Annotated in this window: 25 protein-coding genes; 13 read left to right on the top strand and 12 right to left on the bottom strand. The window is 40.1% G+C overall.

From position 1 onward, the window contains the following. Nucleotides 1–13: 13 nt before the first annotated feature. The 7 genes from P3L40_RS04930 to rsmE form a co-directional block, all read right to left on the bottom strand. Complete coding sequence (locus tag P3L40_RS04930) at nucleotides 14–598, bottom strand: YggT family protein (protein WP_094962050.1); 585 nt, start codon at nucleotides 596–598, stop codon at nucleotides 14–16. A gap of 19 nt (nucleotides 599–617) precedes the next feature. Continuing rightward, on the bottom strand, nucleotides 618–1439 hold the full coding sequence (proC, locus tag P3L40_RS04935; protein WP_004264693.1) for a pyrroline-5-carboxylate reductase: 822 nt from the start codon (nucleotides 1437–1439) through the stop codon (nucleotides 618–620). Nucleotides 1440–1467: 28 nt separating this feature from the next. Beyond that, nucleotides 1468–2160 (bottom strand): YggS family pyridoxal phosphate-dependent enzyme, encoded by a 693-nt coding sequence (locus P3L40_RS04940; protein WP_247605806.1) that lies wholly within the window; start codon nucleotides 2158–2160, stop codon nucleotides 1468–1470. A gap of 147 nt (nucleotides 2161–2307) precedes the next feature. Then, nucleotides 2308–2727 carry a Holliday junction resolvase RuvX gene (gene ruvX, locus P3L40_RS04945; RefSeq protein ID WP_102139766.1) on the bottom strand — a complete coding sequence of 140 codons (420 nt, stop codon included), beginning with the start codon at nucleotides 2725–2727 and terminating at the stop codon, nucleotides 2308–2310. Then, nucleotides 2727–3290 (bottom strand): YqgE/AlgH family protein, encoded by a 564-nt coding sequence (locus P3L40_RS04950; protein WP_094962048.1) that lies wholly within the window; start codon nucleotides 3288–3290, stop codon nucleotides 2727–2729. Before P3L40_RS04950 ends, ruvX begins: the two co-directional genes overlap by 1 nt. A 173-nt stretch (nucleotides 3291–3463) precedes the next feature. Further along, entirely contained in the window at nucleotides 3464–4411 is a 948-nt protein-coding gene (gene gshB, locus P3L40_RS04955; protein ID WP_004264707.1) for a glutathione synthase, read from the bottom strand. Between the two features lie 9 nt (nucleotides 4412–4420). Continuing rightward, nucleotides 4421–5152, bottom strand: a complete 732-nt coding sequence (gene rsmE / locus P3L40_RS04960; RefSeq protein WP_004264709.1) for a 16S rRNA (uracil(1498)-N(3))-methyltransferase — start codon at nucleotides 5150–5152, stop codon at nucleotides 4421–4423. 278 nt (nucleotides 5153–5430) lie between these two features. Between rsmE and P3L40_RS04965 the strand changes: the two genes are divergently transcribed. After that, a complete protein-coding gene (locus P3L40_RS04965; RefSeq protein ID WP_210852700.1) occupies nucleotides 5431–6240 on the top strand; it encodes a prepilin peptidase in 810 nt (269 codons plus the stop codon). Between the two features lie 61 nt (nucleotides 6241–6301). Here the strand turns inward: P3L40_RS04965 and P3L40_RS04970 are convergent, their stop codons facing one another. Beyond that, the gene (locus tag P3L40_RS04970; RefSeq protein WP_210852698.1) at nucleotides 6302–6946 is read right to left on the bottom strand and encodes a DsbA family protein; all 645 of its coding nucleotides are present in this window, start codon (nucleotides 6944–6946) and stop codon (nucleotides 6302–6304) included. Between the two features lie 172 nt (nucleotides 6947–7118). Next, nucleotides 7119–7991, bottom strand: a complete 873-nt coding sequence (locus P3L40_RS04975) for an MBL fold metallo-hydrolase (protein WP_210852697.1) — start codon at nucleotides 7989–7991, stop codon at nucleotides 7119–7121. A 130-nt stretch (nucleotides 7992–8121) separates the two neighbouring features. On the opposite strand from P3L40_RS04975, the gene P3L40_RS04980 reads away from it, so the two are divergent. After that, nucleotides 8122–9042: a LysR family transcriptional regulator gene (locus P3L40_RS04980; RefSeq protein WP_210852694.1), complete on the top strand. Its 921-nt coding sequence runs from the start codon at nucleotides 8122–8124 to the stop codon at nucleotides 9040–9042. Here P3L40_RS04980 and P3L40_RS04985 read toward each other — a convergent pair. Next, nucleotides 9016–9951, bottom strand: coding sequence for a LysR family transcriptional regulator (locus tag P3L40_RS04985; RefSeq protein ID WP_004264729.1), 936 nt, complete (start codon nucleotides 9949–9951; stop codon nucleotides 9016–9018). The genes P3L40_RS04980 and P3L40_RS04985 overlap by 27 nt on opposite strands. Before the next feature lie 125 nt (nucleotides 9952–10076). On the opposite strand from P3L40_RS04985, the gene lysA reads away from it, so the two are divergent. From lysA to P3L40_RS05005, 4 genes are all read left to right on the top strand, one after another. Then, on the top strand, nucleotides 10077–11336 hold the full coding sequence (lysA, locus tag P3L40_RS04990) for a diaminopimelate decarboxylase (protein ID WP_210852692.1): 1260 nt from the start codon (nucleotides 10077–10079) through the stop codon (nucleotides 11334–11336). Nucleotides 11337–11507: 171 nt separating this feature from the next. Continuing rightward, complete coding sequence (locus tag P3L40_RS04995; RefSeq protein WP_004264733.1) at nucleotides 11508–12143, top strand: hypothetical protein; 636 nt, start codon at nucleotides 11508–11510, stop codon at nucleotides 12141–12143. A gap of 22 nt (nucleotides 12144–12165) precedes the next feature. Beyond that, entirely contained in the window at nucleotides 12166–13401 is a 1236-nt protein-coding gene (locus tag P3L40_RS05000) for a hypothetical protein (protein ID WP_136134829.1), read from the top strand. After that, entirely contained in the window at nucleotides 13398–14093 is a 696-nt protein-coding gene (locus P3L40_RS05005; protein ID WP_004264740.1) for a hypothetical protein, read from the top strand. Before P3L40_RS05000 ends, P3L40_RS05005 begins: the two co-directional genes overlap by 4 nt. An 89-nt stretch (nucleotides 14094–14182) precedes the next feature. Here the strand turns inward: P3L40_RS05005 and fadE are convergent, their stop codons facing one another. Continuing rightward, nucleotides 14183–16648 (bottom strand): acyl-CoA dehydrogenase FadE, encoded by a 2466-nt coding sequence (gene fadE, locus P3L40_RS05010; protein WP_210852689.1) that lies wholly within the window; start codon nucleotides 16646–16648, stop codon nucleotides 14183–14185. A gap of 390 nt (nucleotides 16649–17038) precedes the next feature. On the opposite strand from fadE, the gene lpcA reads away from it, so the two are divergent. After that, nucleotides 17039–17617, top strand: a complete 579-nt coding sequence (lpcA, locus tag P3L40_RS05015) for a D-sedoheptulose 7-phosphate isomerase (RefSeq protein WP_136134832.1) — start codon at nucleotides 17039–17041, stop codon at nucleotides 17615–17617. Nucleotides 17618–17643: 26 nt separating this feature from the next. Then, nucleotides 17644–18411 (top strand): class II glutamine amidotransferase, encoded by a 768-nt coding sequence (locus tag P3L40_RS05020; protein ID WP_004264748.1) that lies wholly within the window; start codon nucleotides 17644–17646, stop codon nucleotides 18409–18411. On the opposite strand, the gene P3L40_RS05025 is transcribed toward P3L40_RS05020, so the two are convergent. Then, complete coding sequence (locus tag P3L40_RS05025) at nucleotides 18382–19119, bottom strand: murein L,D-transpeptidase family protein (protein WP_094962038.1); 738 nt, start codon at nucleotides 19117–19119, stop codon at nucleotides 18382–18384. The two genes, P3L40_RS05020 and P3L40_RS05025, sit on opposite strands and share 30 nt — an antisense overlap. 416 nt (nucleotides 19120–19535) lie before the next feature. Between P3L40_RS05025 and P3L40_RS05030 the strand changes: the two genes are divergently transcribed. Genes P3L40_RS05030 through nqrE form a run of 5 tightly spaced genes read left to right on the top strand, consistent with a single transcriptional unit; the run spans nucleotide 19536 to nucleotide 24132 of the window. Next, on the top strand, nucleotides 19536–20879 hold the full coding sequence (locus P3L40_RS05030; RefSeq protein ID WP_004264753.1) for a Na(+)-translocating NADH-quinone reductase subunit A: 1344 nt from the start codon (nucleotides 19536–19538) through the stop codon (nucleotides 20877–20879). A gap of 4 nt (nucleotides 20880–20883) precedes the next feature. Continuing rightward, nucleotides 20884–22122 carry an NADH:ubiquinone reductase (Na(+)-transporting) subunit B gene (locus tag P3L40_RS05035; RefSeq protein ID WP_004264756.1) on the top strand — a complete coding sequence of 413 codons (1239 nt, stop codon included), beginning with the start codon at nucleotides 20884–20886 and terminating at the stop codon, nucleotides 22120–22122. Next, nucleotides 22115–22909 carry a Na(+)-translocating NADH-quinone reductase subunit C gene (locus tag P3L40_RS05040; protein WP_110592315.1) on the top strand — a complete coding sequence of 265 codons (795 nt, stop codon included), beginning with the start codon at nucleotides 22115–22117 and terminating at the stop codon, nucleotides 22907–22909. Before P3L40_RS05035 ends, P3L40_RS05040 begins: the two co-directional genes overlap by 8 nt. Next, entirely contained in the window at nucleotides 22902–23531 is a 630-nt protein-coding gene (locus P3L40_RS05045) for an NADH:ubiquinone reductase (Na(+)-transporting) subunit D (RefSeq protein WP_004264762.1), read from the top strand. The genes P3L40_RS05040 and P3L40_RS05045 overlap by 8 nt, the downstream gene beginning before the upstream one ends. Before the next feature lie 4 nt (nucleotides 23532–23535). Then, nucleotides 23536–24132: an NADH:ubiquinone reductase (Na(+)-transporting) subunit E gene (nqrE, locus tag P3L40_RS05050; protein ID WP_004264764.1), complete on the top strand. Its 597-nt coding sequence runs from the start codon at nucleotides 23536–23538 to the stop codon at nucleotides 24130–24132. Nucleotides 24133–24135: the final 3 nt, after the last annotated feature.

Genomic DNA, 24135 nt, shown 5'->3' on the forward strand with positions numbered 1-24135 from the left:
TTAAAACTCGTTTTTACATAATACCAATGGAATACATCATTGCAGTCAATGATGGGTCAATCATCAGTGAGATATCAACACGCAGATAATTCAGCGCGATTAAAATAAACATTACAATCATTGCGGAGAAATCTAACCCGCCCATAGCAGGGATGATACGACGAATTGGCGCCATTAAAGGTTCTGTTAATTGGTATAATAAATAGTCTACAGGATTACGGCCTTGGCTGACCCAGCTTAAAATTGCACGGATTAAAATCATCCAAAAAATCAATTTACCGGTATAGGTTAATAATAAAATCAGCCCCATAGGTAAAATACTTATGCCTAAAATAGGGAGCAAGTTAGTCGCCCACATACCAAAAATAATAGCTGCAATGGCTAAAATAAATGCCACAACCACTGAAGCGGTATCTATTGCGCCAAAAGAAGGAATGACTCGGCGCAATGGTGCGACGATAGGCTGTGTTGCTTTGACAACAAATTTCGAAAAGGGATTGTAAAAATCTGCACGCACCCACTGCATCCATACGCGCAGTAGTAATACAAAAATATACAGTTGAATCAGGGTAGTAACGACGAATACTAAGGTCTGCATGGTGAGTTCCGCGATTAATTTAAAAAAGTTTTTCCATTTCTTCCGCTCTATTTATTGCGCTTTGCATTGCATCGGCAACAATCTGCGGAAGATTTCCATTATAAAATTGCTCTAAAGCCATCGCGGTGGTACCGCCTTTAGAGGTGACTTGTTCACGTAGAGTCGAAAAAGCCGTGTCATTTTGTGACTTAGCAAGTTCTACAGCCCCCTCAATCGCATGAAGAACGAGCTCTCTAGCTTGTTGTTTATCATAACCGAGTTGCTCTGCTTTTTGCTGCATTGATTCCATAAATAGAAAGAAATAGGCAGGAGAGCTACCAGTAATAGCAATAATGTTATTGATTTCTTGTTCTTGTTGGCACCAAATCGTTGAGCCGACACTTTGCATCAGTTCTTGTGCAAATTGTTTGTCTTGCTCTGAAACTTTCCCTTGAGCAAATAGCCCACTAACGCCTTTCCCTACCAATGATGGCGTGTTTGGCATGATGCGCACTAAATTCAGCGAATGAGCGAAATAGTCGTTATAACGTTCTGCTGGGATCCCAGCCGCAATGGTTAGGACTAATTTTTGCTCAAAATCAGCCGCATTTTGTAGTGGTTCACAGACTTCTTTCATCATTTGCGGCTTAACGGCAAGGACAATCACATCTGCAGCTTTGACAGCGGCTAAGTTATCATGACTGCTGATAATGCCATATTGTTCAGCCAGTTTATCTCGACGCACAGGTGTAGGAGAACACACCGTGATCATCGATGCAGGGTAACCATGGTTAACCAGCCCAGCAATGATGGCGTGAGCCATATTTCCGGCGCCGATGAAGGCAATTTTACGATGTTGCATTCTGTTCTCCTATTTATTGGTGATATTGTTATTGGTGATATTGGCGCGCGCCAAAAATAGCGGTTCCTATGCGAACAAGTGTTGAACCGCAATGGATTGCTGCACGCATATCATCAGTCATCCCCATTGAAAGAGTGTCAACCGTGGGATAAGTGGTTTTTAATTGCTCAAATGCCTCATTCATTTGATGAAACGCAGCACATTGGCGTTCATAATCCGTTTCAGGTGCCGGGATCGTCATCAGGCCGCGTAACACTAGGTTTGGCATAGTAGCGACCTGTGCAGCAAGTTCTGCGACTTCTGCTAGTGTTATACCCGATTTACTGTTTTCATCGCTGATATTAATTTGAATTAGCACATTGAGAGGGGCTTTTTCACTAGGACGTTGGTCATTTAAGCGCTGAGCAATTTTCGCTCTGTCTAAGGTATGAAACCAGTCAAAATGTTCAGCGACAAGGCGGCTTTTATTTGACTGTAATGGGCCAATAAAATGCCAAATAAGGTCATTTCTATGTGAAAAATATTGAATTTTCTCAACACCTTCTTGAACATAATTCTCACCAAATTGGCGCTGACCTGCCTCAATGGCTTCTGAAATAGCTTCACAAGGTTTTGTTTTACTTACCGCGAGTAGCGTAATGTCCTGTGGTGAGCGCTGGCACTCTGCGGCAGCATGCTCAATACGCGCGGTGACATCAGAGATATTATTTTGAATGGTCATTATGTTATTCAATATGGTTTATTCAATACTATTTTATTCATGTCAGACATGAATAGCGACTGTAGACCATAGTGTAAAGCAAATTACATCAGAACGGCACCATGGCGTGAGGTTAAGCTAAAAATAACCACGCAAAATACGCAATAATTATATCTGTTGTTCAAACCAGCTTTCAAGGATCACCACGGCAGAGGCTGAATCAACTTTGCCTTTGCTTAGTGCTCGATAACCGCCTTGTTCAAAAAGGCCTGCTTTTGCTTCAACCGTGGAAAGACGTTCATCATGTAGTTCGACTTTAACACCAAAACGGCCATGAATTCGATTTGCAAAATTACGGGCTTGGCTTGTAACCAGTTGCTCCGTACCATCCATATTAAGGGGAAGGCCGACAATAACCAACTGTGGTTGCCATTCTTTAAGTAACTTTTCGATTTGTTGCCAATCAGGGCGGCCGTCACTGGCTTTCAATGAGGTTAATGGCCGTGCAGTACCTGTAATTTCTTGTCCAACTGCAACACCGATGCTTTTGGTTCCAAAATCAAAGGCTAACAAAGTTCTTCCAGACATTAAGCATGCCCCGCTTGCATTGAAATTGTATGAATATCAACACCAATTAATTTAGCCGCGGCACTCCAGCGTTCATGAATGGGTGTGTCAAAAATAAGCTGAGGAGAAGCTTCAACGGTTAGCCAGCTATTTTCCATAATTTCACGCTCAAGTTGGCCAGGCTCCCAGCTTGCATAACCTAGCGCCACTAATGAGTTGGTAGGCGAGTGCTCACTTCCTAAAGTCTCTAAGATATCTTTTGACGTCGTCACCATAACGTCATCATTTAAATGCAGGCTAGATAAAAAGCCTTTAATTGGTGTGTGTAAGATAAACCCATGTTCTTCTGCAACAGGGCCTCCCGCAATGACGGGCTTTTTTAAATTACGGTTATCAATTTTATCTGAAATCGTAATTTCGAGTTTTTTGAGCATCGTATCGACAGAAAAGTCATCAATAGGTTTGTTAATCACGATCCCCATCGCCCCTTTTTCATTGTGCTCACACACATAAACGACCGACTGTTCAAAATAAGGGTCTGTTAAGGATGGCATGGCGATAAGAAAATGGTTTTGCAGATTCAAACTTAGACTCCAGCAAATTTAAAAACAATTGATAGAACACAATAAAAGGCAAAACTATAAGGTGGTAAATAAAACTGATGACTTTTACCGTTTGAAAACAATATATCTTGTTAAAACAATATATTGTGTGAAAAAAATAAAAATCATCAGTAAAGATAAACCACTGCTATAAATTATTTATTGAGACGGCGTTCAATGGCATCCATTAACATACCGGTAATGGAGATATCAAATGCGGCTTCAATTTCCCGTGCACACGTTGGGCTGGTCACGTTAATTTCAGTTAAACGGTCACCGATGATATCAAGACCAACAAAAATTAAGCCTTTTTCTTTTAATGTTGGCGCGACAGCACGCGCAATGGCCCAGTCACTTTCACTTAATGGACGCGCTTCCCCACGACCACCCGCAGCAAGGTTACCTCGGGTTTCGCCTTGAGCTGGAATTCGTGCTAAACAATACGGAACGGGTTCACCATCAACAACTAAGACACGTTTATCACCATCTTTAATTGCTGGCAGGAAGTTTTGTGCCATGCAGTAACGGGAGCTATGTTCTGTTAGCGTTTCAATAATCACACCCACATTTGGGTCATCTTGTTTGAGGCGGAAAATCGAAGCGCCGCCCATACCATCGAGTGGTTTAAAAATGACATCGCCATGTTTTTGGTGAAATTCTCTCAACTTTTGTGGGCTGCGAGTGACTAATGTGTCCGGTGTTAATTCAGCAAACCAAGCCGTAAATAATTTTTCATTACAGTCGCGTAGGCTTTGCGGCTTATTCACAATTAAGGTGCCGGCTTGTTCTGCTCTTTCTAAAATATAAGTCGCATAGATAAATTCAGTGTCAAAAGGCGGGTCTTTACGCATTAAAATGGCATCAAGTGAACTTAGGGCGATGTCTTGTTCGCCATGAAATTCATACCATTTTTCAGGGTTTTCTTCGACCGTCACGATTTTTGTTTGTGCGCGAGCTTCACCTTGGTGTAAATACAGGTCATTCATTTCCATATAATGGATTTCATAACCACGACGCTGAGCTTCCAACATCATTGCAAAACTGGTGTCTTTCTTGATTTTGATGGATGAAATAGGATCCATCACTATACCGAGCTTGATCATTTTTTCTCCTTACCCCAGATCACCTAAGCGCACTTGCAGTGCTGTGATAGCGGTTAGCGCAGTCGTTTCTGTTCGTAATACTCGAGGCCCTAACAGTATATCGGTAAATTGATAGTTTGCTGTCATGGCAATTTCGTCTGCTGATAAGCCACCTTCAGGGCCAATCAACAATCGTACTTTCTTTAGTTCAGTGGGTAGCGTATTAATACTTTCTGTTGCCCGTGGGTGTAAATTGACTTTAAACGCACCGTCATTCTCGGTGCACCAGGCTTCAAGGGTTTGCACTGGGCGAATTTCTGGAATTCGGTTGCGGCCGCATTGTTCACAGGCTGCAATTGCAATTTTTTGCCATTGTAGTAATTTTTTTTCGAGTCGTTCGCCATCTAAGCGAACACCACAACGTTCTGATAATAAAGGTGTTATTGTATTAACTCCGAGTTCGACAGATTTTTGGATGGTAAATTCCATTTTTTCCCCACGAGACATGACTTGCCCTAGGTGCAAATCGAGCGGGGATTCTCTATCATCAATTTGGCTATTTTCAATGTGTACGAATACGTTTTTTTTAGTTGCTTCAGTAATTTCAGCACTAAAGGTCTGATTGCTGCCATCAAAAAGTTCGAGTTTTTGGCCAGCAGTCATGCGTAGCACCCGGCCGACATGGTTTGCGGCATCATCACCAAGAGAAATTGTTGTATTTATTTGAAGAGGCTCTGGGTGATAAATGCGTGGAATGCGCATAGCTTTTCCTTAGTACAAACTGGGTTAATAAATAATATAACTTTGATGAATATGGGGGTTGAATTGTTAAACTCAAGCGCTGCTACCTAGTTTATAACGAAATACAGGCCTTTTATAGTATGTCTGTGCCATTAGCGACATCTTAAACTGTGATGAAGTCCACTAGGGGATACTGATATTCGAATAAACCGATTCTACTCTACGGAATTAAAGTGTTGGGGGCATCGGAAATTCACAGTATATTTATTTTTATCTCCATAAAGGAATAAGGAGTTAATATGAGGGAACTAATCTGTATTTTTATATCATCAGCTATATCTATTATTTCACCTTCTGAGCAGTTTATATTATCATGCCAAAATGAAAAATTTACAAATCCGTTTGATTTTGTTTGTATTTTTTCTTTTTTGATTATGTTGTTAATCTCTTTTTTCTCGACTAAAAAGCTACTTATTTATTTACCAGTTGTTTTTTTTGATAAATCAAAAATTATTATTAGAAATACTATTCTACTTCTAATATATGGCGTATTAATTTTTATAATATATTGGAAGTCTGATGGTTTATATATGGTTTTATTTTTGACACTATATATTAATTTGATAATTCCATTATTCATCATTGATAATAAAATAGGTTATCTCCCTGATATTCTTACATACCCATTATTATGGTTGGGGCTGTTATATCAAATTCATTTGCCAAATGGGAATGTGGTTTCAGCTATTTACGCGGTGCTGATCAGTTACTTAGTAATGCTTATGGTGGTGACATTGGTTGAAAAACAAACGTTTCAGCCACAAATGGGGAGGGGGGATTTTAAACTCGTTGCCGCTTGTTCTGCCTGGCTTGGGGTTTGGCAGCTTCCTTACTTTTTGGGGACTGCCGCAGGGGTAGGGCTATTGCAATATTGGGTAATCTATGGGTTGTTGCCTAAAATATATCAAAAGAAGCAACAGGCGAATCAGGCCTACCCTGAGACATTATCTGGGGAAAAAATAGCTAAAAAAACGAAGACGATCCCATTTGGCCCCGCGCTAATTATTAGCGCTAGCATATGGTTGTATTTATCAATAATTGAATATTAAATTAAAAGACAACCATACGTGCATGCATGAAAGGGGTGAGTAAAAATCGGAGTTGTAGTTGTTAAGACGCTGCTGTTACTAGAGAGTCTAAAAACTGCTGCCATTTACTCGGCTCACCGAGGTAATTTTGTAATGGAACACGCAACCATCTATCCTGTTGTTGTATTAACAGTGTTGGAAAACCGGATGCACCTGACTGCGCTAACAGAGCCTTACTTGTTCCAATGTGGGCCGCAGTTTCATGTTGCTCACACTCACTGTAGTCGGATACATACTGGGTTACATCGAGGCCAATTTCTTTGGCGAGCTCAAGAAGTACCGTGGTATCTTTAATATGGCGTCCTGAAATGTAGTGTGCTTTTTGAATGGCTTTAAGCATCTCAAAGCCTTTGTCTTGCTTGGTTGCCGCTAATATAGCGGTTTGCGGTGGTGTTGAGTCCATAACCAAATTAGGTTCGTGTAGCATTTTTATATAGTCATCGCCAAACACTTGCCCTGTCATTGATGCAATGCGCTTATCGGATTGCAGAATATATTGGCGAAAATTATCATCTAAATGTAGACGAGCGTCACCTGCTAGCATGCCACCACCATGCATTTCAATGTTGATACTTGGGTGTTGCTTGGCAATTTCGACTAAAGGCGCAGCGGCATAGCACCAGCCGCAATAAGGGTCATAAATATAGTGTAGGGTGATGCTGCTCATAATCGTTCTCTTTATTTGCTATTTTTAAATAATTTGAGTTAAGTTGTATCATTATCAAAAAATTAATACCACTATCATTCGGTTAAATCAGCCAAATTGCTTTTAGTAAGTCATTCAGTGTGCAGATACGGGGCATACCGCGCAACTGGCTGAAATAGTGAATATTACTTAATTACTGAGGCCATTTCATTTCGCCTTTAATGACTTTTGCACTAAGTTCTAAGCTTGATTTATCATCTAATTGTGGATACTTCGCTGCAACTTTTTGGATGAGCTCACCTGAGTTTTTACTTGTTTTATATGCACTTTCAAAGTCCTGTAAATATTTTTGAGTGAAAGAAACCGTCGCTACATCTAATTTAGACGCCCCCGTAAAGTGGCCGGGAACAACGGTTGCTGGGTTCAGAGCTTTGATGTCTTTTAATGTTTGCAGCCAATTTTTGCGTGACTCTTCTGTTTGGGTATCCGCTACCCAAACATGAATATTGTCAGAAACAATAACGCCACCCACAACGGCTTTTAATGATGGAACCCAGAGATAAGTTCTATCTGGTGACACGCCATCAAGGCCTTTAATTTCAAGTTTTTCGCCATCAACGGTGAAGTAGTCTCCTTTAATCACTTCAGGGACGATAACATGGGCAGGGGCTTCATCTTTTAATACACCACCCCAGTAAGCCAGCTTGCCATCTTTAGTGGCTTTAATGGCTTCAACTGTGTTTGCTGTCGCGACCACCTTTGCCTCTGGGAAGGCGTTTGTTAGGGTATCGAGCCCAAAATAGTAATCTGGATCTGAATGGCTAATATAAATCGTGGTTAATTTCTTATTGAGTTTTTTGATTTTATCAACCAATTGTTGTGCATCATTTTTTTGAAATTGCGCATCAATCAGTACCACTTCACTTGAGCCGCTAATAATTTCAGAGGAAACAGGGAACACGCTGTTATTTCCGGGGTTATAAACATCCAATGCCAGTTTTTCAGCTTGTGCTAGATTTATCGTTGTGGCGAATAATGCGGTTGCTGCTAATAAGGCCAATTTCATGTTGTATCCTAAAATGAAGTTATACAGAAAAGTTTGTTTTGCATGTCGTGTATACTAAATTGCAATGATGAGATGAAAAACCCCATAATTAGGTGTTGTTTGTTGCATAATTCGGTCAAATGAGAATGGTATGGATAGATTAAAAGCGGCTGAGGTATTTATTACTATCATTGAACAAGGCAGCCTAAGTGGAGCCGCAGAAAAACTGGATATGTCTAGAGCGATGGTGACACGCTATTTGTCAGAAATGGAACAATGGGCGGGGGTACGTTTATTAAATCGCACTACGCGGAAATTAAGTTTAACTTCCGCAGGAGAAGGTGTATATCAACAATCTTTGCAACTTAATGCGATTTCCCAAATGGTGCCTGTGCAGCAAGAGCTTGATGCAAAAGTATTATCTGGTTTAGTGCGTATTAGTTGTTCACAATCAATCGCCCAAAGTGCGCTTTCTGTGGCTATTTCTGAGTTTATGAAACTTTACCCGAATATGGCTATTGATATGCAAATATCGAATAAATCGGTTAATTTGATAGAAGAACGAATTGATTTGGCAATCCGTATCACGAATCAACTGGAACCGAGTTTAATCGCAAAACCCTTGTCAACTTGCCATTCTGTCATTTGTGCTTCACCTGACTTTTTAAAAGGAAAAAAACAGCCTGAAAAGCCAGAGGATTTAGTTTTGCTTGATTGCTTAACCTACAATTTTTTTGGTCGTAGCTTATGGGTATTTGAAAAAGCAGGCATGCAGCATAGTGTGTTAGTTGATGGGCGCTTAAGTGCTAACGAATCCGTATTTCTCGCTGAAGCAACATTGCAGGGGGCGGGTATCTCTATGCAACCTTATTATTCAGTTGCTAATCATTTGGCTTCGGGTGAGTTAGTTCAGTTATTACCTGAATATACTCCAATGCCACTAGGTATTTACGCTGTGTATACTAGCCGCCAAAAAATGCCAACCGCCCTGAGGGTGGTGATTGATTATCTCGCTAATTGGTTTGAAACTTCACCTCATTGGCACCTATTGATGCAACAGCGCGGAAGTTAGCTGAGTTCTTATTTGATTAAAGTTATCCTCTAAATGTTGAGTAAAAATATTGGTCAATTGTGATGAAGGGCGGTGAATTGGCCTTATTAAACTAACAGTAAAAGGAATCGAAAAACTGAGTGGGCGTAGAGCTAACTTCCCAGCTGATTGTTGATGGAAATCTAATGCAGTTAACGGGTTAACAATAGAAACTCCAATCCCTTTTAGTGCCATAGCGCAAATGGATGATGCCGAATGCGTTTCCATGACCATTTTTCGTTCGACGTGGTGTTCCGCAAAGGTTGAGTCAATCAACTGACGGTAGCTGTCAGTTAATGACAGGCTAATAAAACGTTGGCCTTGAAAATCGCTGGGTGTTAACACTTCTTTTTGGGTTAAAGGGTGGCTCGCCGGTAAGACACACACTTCATTTAAACTTCCTAGTGTTTGTTGTTCAGTTCCTGGTGGCATTTGTAGATGCTCTGTTAAGCCGAAATCGTAACGTTGGGCTGACAACCATTCCTCTAATACAGGGGACTCTTGTGGGATCACCGTGATGCTGACATCAGGGTAATTTTCCATAAACGATTGGCAAACCTGAGGTAATAAAGATTGGGCGAAAGCCGGTAGGCAGGTTATCGATATTTGCGCATGTTCGAAACGCCGGATGGTTTCCGCTGAATTTTTAATGCGTTCTAAACCATAATAGGAGCGTTCAACCTCTTCAAGAAACCGTAAACCTTGTGCTGTAGGTTGTAACCGCCCTTTGACTCTATCGAATAACTTAAACTGTAAAAGGTATTCTAAGCGAGCAAGTTCACGGCTGATAGTCGGCTGTGAGGTGTTTAGCAGCGCAGCGGCTTCCGTTAGGTTAGGGGTCGTCATTACTGCACGGAATATTTCGATGTGCCGCCATGAAATGGCTTGCATAGAGCGTCCTTAATAAATTCCATATCAAATGTGAATAGACTTTAGCAAAATAGATATTTTTTTTCCCGTATTATTCTTTGAATAATAGCTTTTAATATAATAAAAACTTGCAAACGAGAAAGACAATGACTTCATTCGCAACGACAACAAGCCAATATTTAACCCCTGAGTATTTACGCGCATTACCTGAGCAGTATGGTAGCCCTGTTTGGGTTTATGATAGCGCGGTGATCATTGAGCGTATCAAGCAATTACAAGTTTTTGATACCGTGCGCTTTGCACAAAAAGCGTGCTCGAATATTCATATCCTGTGCTTAATGAAACAGCAAGGCGTTAAAGTCGATTCCGTTTCCTTAGGGGAGATTGAACGTGCGCTGGTGGCAGGGTTCCAGCCTGGGCGTGAAAACTCAGAAATCGTCTTTACAGCGGATGTGCTCGATAGAGCGACATTAGCGAAAGTCACTGAGTTAGATATCCCTGTGAATGCTGGCTCGATTGATATGCTTGAACAAATTGGCGAGCAAAAAGCTGGCCATCCTGTTTGGCTGCGTATCAACCCTGGTTTTGGTCACGGTCATAGCCAAAAAACTAATACTGGCGGCGAAAATAGTAAGCACGGTATTTGGCATGAAGACTTATCTTTAGCGTTAGAAAAAATTCGCCATTATAATTTGTCATTGGTTGGTATTCATATGCATATTGGTTCTGGGGTTGACTATCAACATCTTGCCGATGTGTGTGATTCTATGGTGGCGCTAGTCACAACCGCAGGGGTTGACCTTCATGCCATTTCAGCAGGTGGTGGGTTATCAACCCCTTATCGTGAAGGTGATGAATTAATCGATGTGCAGCATTATTACAGCTTATGGGATAACGCTCGCCAACGTATCGAACAACACTTAGGGCACAAAATTGAACTTGAAATAGAACCTGGCCGATATTTGGTTGCGGAATCAGGCGTATTGTTAGCTGAAGTGCGAGCCGTTAAAGATATGGGTAGCCGCCACTATGTGCTTGTAGACAGTGGTTTTAATGACCTAATGCGCCCAGCGATGTATGGCAGCTATCACCATATTTCAGTATTACCCACGGATGGACGTAACGTTGATGGGGCTCAACTAAAAGACACTATTGTCGCTGGCCCTCTGTGTGAATCAGGAGATGTATTTACCCAGTTAGAGGGCGGTTTAGTGGTAACCCGCGCTTTACCCGAGGTGAAAGTTGGCGATTTTCTGGTTTTTCATGACACTGGCGCTTATGGTGCATCCATGTCATCAAACTACAATAGCCGCCCATTATTACCCGAAGTGATGTTTGTGAATGGCAAACCACAATTGATTCGCCGTCGCCAAACGATAGAGGAATTATTGGCGTTGGAGTTGTAATTTAAATAATTCCTCAAAAAATTAATGGATCCAGCTATTAAATAAATGGCTGGATTTTTTTGTTTTTAATTAAGGTTAAAACTACTCTTTTAGGTTATTTACAATACTTTTTTATATGTAAAAATAAATTTATTTTCTTCTAATGATTGATTTTATTTAAATGAGAATAATATGAAATTGATGATTTTTATACTTGGCTTAGCCTTTTTAGAGTGTAAAGCTAATGATTTTAAAAGAGATATCATTATGCCATCATATAGGATGTTATCATTTAATTATGATAGTAAGTATTTAATATATGAACCATCTATTAGTGATGAGTACCCACCACCAAGAAATGAAAAAGATTTCTTTTTGTTAGTTGAAAAGGCTGCATCAGGAGATTCAAATAGTAATTTATTATTATTTAAATTATTCCTTAAGGATTCTAATTGCAAGTATTTTGATTTTAAACCGTCGATACCTAATTTCATCTGCAAAAAAGCTGTTAATTACTTAATTGAATCAGTTAATATAAATCCTGATAATAATATGGCGTTATTTGAAATGAGTAAACTTTATCATAAAGGGGTTGTATTGAATGAAAATGAAAATAAAGCAAATCTAATTCTAGATAAAATAATAAAAAAAGGAGGGAGAGATTCTGTATTAGTCTGTGATTACTTAGTTGAAATTACTCTTTTTGATGATGATGGAAATATAAAAAATATTGATAAATCTAGATATTATGCAGATATTGGTGCTAAAAATGGTAGCGAAAAATGTAAAAAATATCTCAATGATATAGATAACTATATGAGAAATTAATAGAGATAAAAGGGGGGGATGTATGGATGTTAAAGAATATATACCAGAACATTATTTACAAAGCGTAAATGAAGGTGATAGTCGATTGTTTGAATTAGATGATAATGGTTTCTCTAACTATGGAGGACCTAGCTTTACTATATTTGTTTCTCCGCCGGATAGCCAATATATAGATGTTGTAGGTGATAATACAAATATAGGGGATTCTTCTTTTGGTCATGTGTTTATTGGTCTTAAAGGCACAAATCCGGAAAGTAACCAATTTGAAAGCGTATCTATAGGTTTTAGTGCTGGTAATAGTTTTTTGACCAATACGGATAATATTTCATTCGATGATCATAATAAGTATTCAGAAGCATCATCTTTGACAATTGTGGGACAAGGACCTGTGTTTGATAATGATTTAAATAATTTATTTAAGACATATAATTCAATCAAAAATAATTTGGATGGTAATGAGAATTATAACTTGATATCAAATAATTGTATTGACTTCGTGAGTGATTTTCTTGAAAAGTCTGGTGTCAATGGTATTAAATTAGCAGGAACACCAAAGAAAAATTTAAAGAAAATAAAGGAAATAGCAAAGGACTATAAAACACCTTTAATTATTGACTTAAATAATAATGGAGTGGAAACTTTACCATATGATTTTGGTGTGCTATTTAAATTTAATGGAGAGCTAAAAAAAACCGGATGGGTTTCTCCCAGTGATGCATTATTGGTGATGGATAAAAATAGTGATGGAATTATTAATGATTCTAGTGAGTTATTTGGGGATGATTATCTGAAAGAAAATGGTTGTTTTGCATTAAATGGTTTTGATGGCTTAATGGATTTTGATAGCAATAATGATGGATTTGTTAGTAATGATGATTTTCACTGGGAATATCTTAAGTTATGGCGAGATAAAAACAGTGATGGTAAAACGCAGTCTGAAGAATTATTAGGTTTGAGTAAGGCCGGTATTTCATCAATAAGCTTAAGTTATTCATTTTCTGATTATGTGGATGAAAATAGTAATCAACATAAATTAATATCAGAGGTAACTTGGATTGATGGAAAAAAAACAGATATTGTTGATGTGTGGTTTAAACAAAAAGATATAGCTCATCCTGAAAATCAACTAGCAGAGTTGATTTCATTATTTAATAGTGAGTCATCTATAAGCTTAAATAATGTATTAATGACTACAATGAAAAATACACTACCATTTTTAAAATCAAATAACGATCGCGTATTTAATGGGTTAATATGAAATGGTTATTGGTTGTGCTAGTTTTTATTCTCAGTGGATATGATTCATATTCATACAGTGAAAATTTTTTACAAAGTAGTGACGTGAAACCTCCGTCGTATAGGATGCTTGCTTTTTCTACTAATAATATGAAGCATGAAGAAGAGAAAAATTTTTTTCAGGCCATGACACCAATTGAGACAGCAGAGAAATTTTATCTACTCAAAAATAAAGTAGATGAAGGTGACGCCAAAACCCATTATCTTTTATTTTTATTATATTTTGATGATTCGACCTGTTCTGAAAAAAGTCTAGTCAATTTAAAGCGAATTGCAGATGAAAATTGTTTAATTGGTTTAGAATATTTAAATAAAGCTGTAATGATTGATCCTAATTTTCAGCTGGGTTTATACCGATTAGCTTACTTTAATAATCACGGAGTTGGTGTGGAGATTGATTTGGAGCAGTCAATAAAATATTGGGAGAGGTTGATAGAAACTAAAGGTTATTACCGTCTATTAGCGTTAGAGGCTGCCTCTGAAATCTATTTTTACGAATTTGGAAAAATAGACAAAGCAAAAGAGTATCTAACAATTTGCGCAAATGAAGGTGGGGAGATTTGTCAATTTAAGCTAGGTGACTGGGATAATAAAATTAAATTACGACCTTATATATTAGAGGCTAAACAACGAGCAAACTCCCCGAGTACGTAGAAAATTGATGTATAATTTGCACTAATAAAAAACTCAAGGGGCGAATAACTCCTTGAGTTTTTTTATTACTTAATAAACTTAATAATTAATTAAGCCGCTTTCTTTTTCTTACTAGTTTCTTCATTTGAAGGTTCATCTGGTGACTTTTTTGTCGGAAGTACACCCAAATCATCAAACTCAAACTCATCGACGTTAATCGTCCGTAACCGGCTTGCTTCTGCTTTACGCAAGATATCAGCTTCTTCTTGCGTAATTACGTTTTCAGGAAGTAGTTGGTCAGCAAGCTTATCTAAGCGAGTAAAGCTGAGCTTACGCTCTTTTAAGCGGCAAATACGTTCGAAAATAGGTTCAGCGGCAATGATATCCAGCAAGGCTTGGTTAACTAAGCCATGAGGGTTGTTTTCCGTAGGTGTTAAATACTGCCCACGGCCCAATCTGTCGCGTGTTTCTGATGGCTCCATCAGAATTTGAGCCAGTTTATGGTCTAGTCGGTCTGATGGTGTCGACATCGCACGGCCAGTAGGGAACAGTGTGATGCGCATGATCCCGGCAACCAATTTGTTAGGGAAGTTTTTCAGGAGGTCATCCATCGCTTTTTCTGATTGATATAAACAATCTTCAACCGCCCATTTCACTAATGGTAAGTCTGCTTTCTGGCGACCTTCATCTTCATAACGTTTTAAGGTTGCAGATGCGAGATACAAGTGGCTTAAAATATCCCCTAAACGAGCAGAGATACGTTCACGGCGTTTCAAGCTACCGCCTAACACACCCATGGCAACATCGGATAGCAATGCTAAGTTGGCACTTTGGCGGTTTAGCATTTGATAGTAACGACGTGTTTCATCTTTGGTTGGTGCATGACTTCCACGGCCATTGGTTAAACCAAGCCAGAAGCTACGGAATTGGTTACTAACCACATGTCCAATATGCCCAAATACGGCTTTATCGAATTTATGTAAGTTATTGTCCTGCGCTGCGGCCATTTCTTCTAATACAAAAGGATGGCAACGGATAGCGCCTTGACCGAAGATGATCATACTGCGGGTTAGGATATTTGCCCCTTCAACTGTAATGGCGATAGGTGCGCCTTGATAGGCTCTGGCAACAAAGTTTGAATCCCCAAGACAGATTCCTTTACCACCCGTAATATCCATGGCATCAATAATGGCGCGCTGGCCACGGTGTGTACAGTGGTATTTAACAATAGCGGATAAAACGGCAGGTTTCTCACCTAACATAATTCCAGAGGTGATGAGAGTTGCTGCTGCATCCATTAGATAGGTATTACCCGCGATGCGCGCTAGCGGCTCTTCAATACCTTCCATTTTACCAATGGGTAATTTGAATTGGCGACGAATATAAGAGTAAGCTCCTGTCGCGATAGCGATACTCTTCAAGCTACCTGTTGAGTTCGATGGCAATGTAATGCCACGACCCACTGAAAGGCACTCAACCAACATTCTCCAACCTTGGCCAGCCATTTTTGGCCCACCAATAATGTAATCGATTGGAACAAAAATATCTTTTCCACGTGTAGGACCATTCATAAATGGAATATTTAGTGGGAAGTGGCGGTGACCAATTTCAACACCTGAGGTATTAGTTGGAATTAACGCACAGGTGATACCAAGGTTTTTCTCGCCACCTAAGAGTTTATCAGGGTCTGAAAGTTTGAATGCGAGACCTAGTACAGTGGCAATTGGTGCTAAGGTAATATAGCGTTTGTTCCATGTTAAACGCATTCCTAATACTTGCTCACCTTGCCATTCTCCCATACAAACGACACCTGAATCTGGGATTGCACCAGCATCTGAGCCTGCTTCAGGGCTCGTTAATGCAAAACATGGAATTTCTTCACCCGTCGCTAAGCCTGGTAAATAGCGTTGTTTTTGTTCGTCAGTCCCATAATGCTGTAGTAGTTCGCCAGGGCCTAATGAATTTGGAACACCAACAGTGATAGCAAGAATACCGGATACGCCAGCGAGTTTTTGTAGAACTTGAGACTGTGCATAAGCAGAAAACTCAAGGCCACCATATTCTTTTTTGATGATCATAGCGAAGAAACGGTGATCACGTAGGTATTGCCACACTTCAGGAGGAAGATCCGCAAGTTCATGGCTAACTTCGAAGTCATTGACCATACCACAAACAGTTTCAACGGGCCCATCCATAAAAGCTTGTTCTTCTGCGGTTAATTGTGGTTTTGGGTAGTTATGCAGTTTATTCCAATCTGGAGCACCACGGAAAAGGTCACCTTCCCACCACGTTGTTCCAGCGTCAATGGCTTCTTTTTCTGTACTTGACATTGGCGGCATGACTCTTTGGAACATTTTCATCGCGCGGATAGAGAAAAGCGATTGACGTACGGGAGTGAAGACAAAAGGAAATAAAACCAAGGCAACTGGCAGTAACATCCAGTAGCTCCAAATATTGATGACCCCCATAACCGCGGTATAGGCCAATAATAATATTGAGCTAAAAACTAAAGAGGTTTTGTGGTAACAAAGTACGCCGATTAAGGCGAGAAATAACACAATGCTGAGAAGGATCATAGTTAAGCTCCTGTCCACTTGTAAGAGGTCTGACCTGTTTGTTGCTTTAATCTATACCTATTAATAAAGGATTAGCAATGTATTTACATCTTAATTACAACTTAGCTCACAAAAACGTCATATAAAGGAAATTATCGTAGTAATTAGTCTTATTTGTTTTATGAAAAGTCAGGTTATTGGTTATGAGATACGGTGAATTTTGTCGATAGGGTCATGACAGCACAATCAAAAGTAGAAACAAAATTATCCCTGTGCAACAATCTGACTATTAAAGATTAATTACTGATATCTATCTGAGTTTTGCCATGGAACGCCATTTTTCTTTTAGGATAATTTGGATGTAAATTAATCGTAATTTCTGTAACGTATTCTTAATTAAGAGGAAATCTCATGTATCAAGACTTAATCCGCGGCGAGCTGACTGAAGCGGCCGAGACGTTATCGAATTTCCTTAGCGATGATGCCAATATTAATGCTATCCAACAGGCTGCCGTTCTACTTGCTGACTCTTTTAAAGCAGGTGGCAAAGTATTATCTTGTGGTAATGGGGGCTCTCACTGTGATGCAATGCATTTTGCTGAAGAATTAACAGGGCGTTACCGCGAAAACCGCCCAGGTTATCCTGCGATTGCTATTTCAGATGTGAGTCATTTATCTTGTGTGAGTAATGACTTCGGCTATGAGTTTGTTTTTTCGCGCTTTATCGAAGCTGTTGGCATGAAAGGTGATGTTTTACTCGGAATTTCTACCTCAGGTAATTCAGGAAACATTATTAAAGCGATTGCCGCTGCGCGTGAAAAAGGTATGAAAGTCATCACGCTAACAGGTAAAGATGGCGGGAGAATGGCTGGAACCGCGGATATTGAAATTCGTGTTCCACACTTTGGGTATGCCGACCGTATCCAAGAAATTCATATTAAAGTTATTCATATCTTAATTCAGTTAATCGAAAAAGAGATGGTGAAGTAACGTTATTATTGATCAGGAGCTTTTAAATGTGCGAGTTACTTGGCATGAGTGCCAATGTTCCAACCGATATTTCGTTTAGCCTAAGTGGGTTAATTTCCCGAGGGGGCCAAACAGGCCCACATAAAGATGGTTGGGGAATTACCTTTTATGAGGGGCTCGGGTGTCGCACATTTAAAGATCCTCAACCCAGTTTTTTATCACCTGTCGCTCGTTTTGTGCAGGAATACCCGATTAAATCAGAAAGTGTTGTTGCGCATATTCGCCAAGCAAATCGGGGGGATGTGTCGTTAGCAAATACTCACCCCTTTACTCGTGAGCTATGGGGACGTAATTGGACTTATGCACATAATGGGCAGTTAAAGGGGTATCGTACACTGAAAACTGGACGTTATTGCCCAATAGGTGAAACTGATAGCGAATGGGCATTTTGTTGGATACTTCATCAACTCAGTGAAAAATACCCACGCAGGCCATCGAATTGGAAAAGCGTGTTCCGTTTTATTGCGACATTAGCTGACCAATTACGTCATAAAGGGGTATTTAATATGTTGCTGTCTGATGGGCAATATATGATGGCCTTTAGCTCGACGAATTTACATTGGTTAACGCGTAAGGCACCGTTTGGTAAAGCAAAATTACTTGACCAAGATATTGAAATCGATTTTGAGCAGTGCACGACCCCCACTGATGTGGTCTCTGTTATCGCAACGCAACCACTAACGGGTAACGAAAACTGGCAGCGAATTGACCCTGGTAATTTCGTCTTATTCTATCTTGGTGAGCGCATATTGTGATTTAGACCCTAACAATTTTGTTGGGGTATCAGCTTGGTCAATAACCGCATATTTACCTAAAGCGACCGACACCTCGGCAGGCCTTCCTGTGCGGTTGAAATACTCGTAAGCGGGTTGTAGCTGCTTCCAGAAGGCATAATGGCTGGAATTACGGTAGCGCAGCATATTTTCATTTGTCATTTTAAATGGGTAAATGTTGACATTAATGACTGACTGCCCGCTGAGTAAGGCCGTTTCTACTGTTTGGTAAATCTCACCCATATATTTATCGGTCATGGCATAACATCCCACCGAAACGCAACTGCCGTGGATCATAAGATAGCTACCGCTATAGCCTTGCGCTTTATCAAACTCATTAGGAAAACCAATATTGATAGATCGGTAATACCGACTATTAGGATTGAGCTGTTCCGCTGTAATTTGATAAAATCCTTCTGGACTTTTCAGGTCGCCTTCAATTTTTTTGGGACCTAGCCCTCCTGAAAACTTACAAATTGGGTAAGTTTTCGACAGTTTATATTTTCCTGATGGTGTTTTTTGGTAGAGTTCTAATAAACCTTCTTGCTTAAATATTTGAATAAAAATGGATGAGTTTGAGCTATCCGATACGTTATTATTAAGTAGAAATGAATAGTTACTTGCCTGAATAGCAGGAGAATATATGAGTACAAATAAAAAAATTGCACTAAAAAATTTACTTAATTTCATATTTAAGCCATATCAAGAAAATGTTTTTGAACAAAAAGAGTACATATTTTATGCATTCTAGACGAGTAAATCGAAAATTAATATAGTTTGTTAATAGTTTTTAAATGAACCTTTATTGTGTAAATAATAAACAATGATCGATAAATATGAGCTTAAATATCGATAATACCGAATTGTTAACAGAAAAATTTAAATATTAATGCAATTTGCTTGAACTATGTCACTTCTATAGCCGGACATAGAGAGTGGGAACTGATAAAATTGTGGGTGGCAGAAGATAAAATTTAGTAACAATTATGTGAGAATACCTGCTTAAGTGATGACGATTACTTGAGCTATTTTTTATTTAATGAGTCGCTATCATTCATTGCTGAATCGTTAGCTTAGGGTTTAACTGATAAACTTGTGCAGATCTTATGATTAAAATTAAAAAAGGCCTCAACCTTCCTATCGCAGGTGAGCCAGCCCAAGTGATAGAAGACGGCCCGAAAATTCAACACGTAGCTGTGCTAGGTGAGGAATATGTCGGAATGCGTCCTTCGATGCTGGTTAAAGAAGGTGAGCGTGTAGTTAAAGGACAGGTTCTTTTTGAAGATAAAAAGAACCCAGGGGTTTTATTTACAAGCCCAGCCTGCGGTAAAATTGTTGCTATTCATCGTGGTGAGCGTCGTGTGCTTCAATCTGTTGTCATCGAAATTGATGGTGATGAACAAGAAACATTTGCAGCTTATACTCGTGATGAGCTATCAACATTAACGCAACAACAAGTCGAAGATAACTTGATCAAATCGGGTCTGTGGACATCTTTAAGAACGCGTCCATTTAGCCGTTCACCACAACCGGGTTCTTCACCTATCGCTATTTTTGTCACTGCAATGGATACTAACCCACTTGCAGCGGATCCTGTTTTAATTATTAAAGAGCAAGAACAAGCATTTAACGATGGGCTTTTGGTTCTAAGTCGTTTAACAGAAGGTAAAATCCATGTGTGTCATGGAGAGGGAGACTTACCGAAGAATACGGCACACAACCAAATTTCTTATACTCAGTTTGCAGGGCCGCATCCTGCTGGTTTAGCGGGAACTCATATTCATTTCTTAGAACCTGTGAGTATTAAGAAAAAAGTTTGGAGCCTTAATTACCAAGACGTTATTGCTATTGGTAAGCTATTTGTTACGGGTCACCTATACACAGACCGCGTGATTTCATTAGCAGGGCCACAAGTTGAAAAACCTCGTCTTCTGCGTACTCGCCTAGGTGCTGATTTATATGAATTAACACAAGGTCAGCTTAAAGCGGGTGAAAATCGTATTATTTCCGGTTCAGTCCTTTGGGGCGTGACATGCGATGATACCCATCACTATCTTGGTCGTTTTCATAATCAAGTCTCAGTGTTAGCCGAAGGTCGCAATAAAGAGTTATTTGGCTGGATTATGCCTGGTGTTAATAAATTTACGATTACTCGTACCACAATCGGGCATTTCCTGAAAAATAAACGTTTTAATTTTACAACGACAATGAACGGTGGCGAGCGTTCGATGGTGCCAATTGGTAACTACGAGCGAGTCATGCCTCTCGATATCATGGTCACTCATTTATTGCGCGATCTCCTTGCTGGAGACACTGACTCATCACAAGAATTGGGCTGTTTAGAGTTGGACGAAGAAGATTTAGGTTTATGTACCTACGTTTGCCCAGCGAAATATGAATATGGTCCGGTGCTACGCGATGTTCTGACCAAGATTGAGCTAGAAGGGTGATTCCATGGGTCTGAAAAATTTATTTGAAAAGTATGAGCACCATTTTGAGCCCGGTGGAAAGCTAGAAAAATACTATGCGTTATTTGAAGCAGTTTCGACTGTTTTTTACACGCCGGGTACGGTAACAAAAGGGCGTTCTCATGTCAGGGATACTATTGACCTGAAACGTATGATGATATTGGTGTGGCTAGCGGTTTTCCCAGCTATGTTCTGGGGAATGTATAACGTTGGTAACCAAGCCATCCCAGCTTTGCATCAATTATATAGCGGGGCTGAATTACAGCAAGTTCTAGCTAGTGATTGGCATTATAGCTTAGCGCAGTTTTTAGGCGCATCACTTTCGATGGATGCGGGATGGGGAAGTAAAATGCTGCTGGGTGCAGTGTATTTCCTTCCTATTTATGCAGTCGTTTTCTTAGTCGGTGGTTTCTGGGAAGTGTTATTCGCCATGATCCGCGGCCATGAAATAAACGAAGGCTTCTTTATTACCTCGATTCTATTTGCCTTAATTGTGCCGCCAACCATTCCTTTATGGCAGGCTGCATTAGGTATCACGTTCGGGGTTGTTATTGCGAAAGAAATTTTTGGCGGTACTGGGCGTAACTTCTTAAACCCGGCATTGGCTGGACGTGCTTTCTTATTCTTTGCTTATCCTGCTCAAATATCAGGTGACTTAGTTTGGACCGCTGCAGATGGCTTCTCTGGTGCAACACCATTATCACAATGGGCAACAGGTGGTGAGCATGCGCTAATGAACACAGTGACTCATGAGCCTATTACTTGGATGCAAGCCTTTTTAGGTAATATGCCAGGTTCAATTGGTGAAGTGTCAACTCTGATGCTGTTTATTGGTGGGGCTCTTATCATGTTCTTCCGTATTGCATCATGGCGCATTGTCGCTGGTGTGATGGTTGGTATGATTGCAATGTCCTACCTATTCAACGCGATTGGCTCTGATACCAACCCGTTATTTGCTATGCCATGGTGGTGGCACATGGTACTCGGTGGCTTCGCATTCGGTATGATTTTTATGGCGACAGACCCAGTATCAGCTTCATTCACAGACAAAGGTAAATGGGCGTACGGCATTCTGATCGGTGTAATGTGTGTTCTTATCAGGGTTGTTAACCCAGCTTATCCAGAAGGGATGATGCTGGCGATCCTATTCGCCAACCTGTTTGCTCCTCTGTTTGACTATCTGGTCGTTCAAGCAAATATTAAGCGGAGAAAAGCTCGTGGCTAATGAAAAACCAATTAATAACGATAGCGTCGGCAGAACATTTCTAGTTGTTTTTATTCTTTGTCTAGTGTGCTCTATTGTCGTCGCAGGTGCTGCCGTTGGTTTAAAACCACAGCAGCAAGAACAGATTCAGTTAGATACTCAACGTAACATTTTAAGTGTTGCTGGGTTGCTACAGCCTAAAATGACCGCTGAGGAAGTTCAAAATGTGTATAAGGATCGCATCGAACCTAAACTTTTGAATTTTAAAACTAATGAATTATCTGATAGCACTAGCCGTTATGACTTAAATAGCGAGCTACGCAGCGAAGAAACGAGTATTGCACTCTCTCCTGCAGAGGATATTGCAAAAATCCGCCGTCGTGCCAATAGCGCTGAAATCTATTTGGTTAAAGATGAAGCAGGAAAAGTATCACAAATTATTTTACCTGTTTACGGTTCTGGTTTGTGGTCTGTCATGTATGCCTTTATTGCGGTAGATGTAGATGGTGTTACCTCTCGTGGTATTACTTACTACGCACATGGTGAAACACCAGGGCTGGGTGGTGAGGTTGATAACCCTCAGTGGAAAGCACAATGGCCAGGTAAAAAGCTGTTCAATGAACAGGGGGTTCCGGCAATTAAAATCGTGCGCGGTGGTGCTACAGATAACCCATACGGTATCGACGGCCTTTCAGGTGCGACTCTAACATCGAACGGGATCCAACATATGTTTGATTTCTGGTTAGGGGATAACGGTTTTGGTCCGTTCCTGAAAAAAGTACGTGAAGGAGCGCTGAATAATGGCTGATTCAAAAGAAGTAAAACGCGTCCTACTTGGGCCGCTATTTGATAACAACCCAATTGCTTTACAGGTATTAGGGGTTTGTTCTGCACTTGCAGTGACAACGAAGTTAGAAACCGCACTCGTTATGACGATTGCTGTAACCTTAGTAACGGCTTTTTCTAACTTCTTTATCTCACTCATCAGGAACTATATTCCGAGTAGTGTGCGTATTATTGTTCAAATGGCGATTATTGCGTCTTTAGTTATTGTCGTTGACCAAATTTTACGTGCATACGCCTATGAAATATCAAAACAACTTTCTGTATTTGTTGGCTTGATTATTACTAACTGTATCGTCATGGGACGTGCTGAAGCTTACGCAATGAAAGCACCACCAATTGAAAGCTTCATGGACGGTATTGGTAACGGTCTTGGTTATGGTGTGATCCTTGTTTTAGTCGGCTTTTTCCGTGAGTTATTTGGTTCCGGCAAATTGTTTGGTATCACAGTTTTTGAATCACTACAAACCGGTGGTTGGTACATGCCAAATGGCTTGTTCCTCCTCGCGCCAAGTGCATTCTTTATCATTGGTATGCTGATTTGGGGACTACGTACTCTGAAACCAGCTCAGGTAGAGAAGGACTAATCACATGGAACACTATATTAGCCTGTTTGTTAAAGCCATTTTTATTGAAAATATGGCATTAGCGTTTTTCTTGGGAATGTGTACTTTCCTTGCGGTGTCGAAGAATGTAAAAACCGCTTTTGGACTGGGTATCGCTGTAACGGTAGTTCTGGGGATCTCTGTCCCAGCCAATAACTTAGTATACAACTTGGTGTTACGTGATGGTGCGATTGCCGAAGGTATCGATTTATCCTTCTTGAACTTCATCACTTTTATCGGTGTTATTGCCGCGTTAGTTCAGATTCTTGAAATGATTTTAGACCGCTACTTCCCGTCACTGTATAACGCGTTAGGTATCTTTTTGCCATTGATTACCGTTAACTGTGCCATTTTCGGTGGTGTTTCTTTCATGGCTCAGCGTGATTATAACTTTAGCGAATCGATTGTGTATGGGTTCGGTTCGGGGATCGGTTGGATGCTCGCAATCGTATTGCTGGCGGCTATCCGTGAGAAGATGAAGTACTCAGATATTCCATCGGGTCTAAAAGGGTTAGGTATCACCTTTGTGACAACCGGTTTAATGGCATTGGGCTTTATGTCCTTCTCCGGTGTGCAGCTATAAAGG

This window comes from Providencia sp. PROV040 (assembly GCF_032706145.1).
GTDB classification, from domain to species: Bacteria; Pseudomonadota; Gammaproteobacteria; order Enterobacterales; family Enterobacteriaceae; genus Providencia; species Providencia hangzhouensis.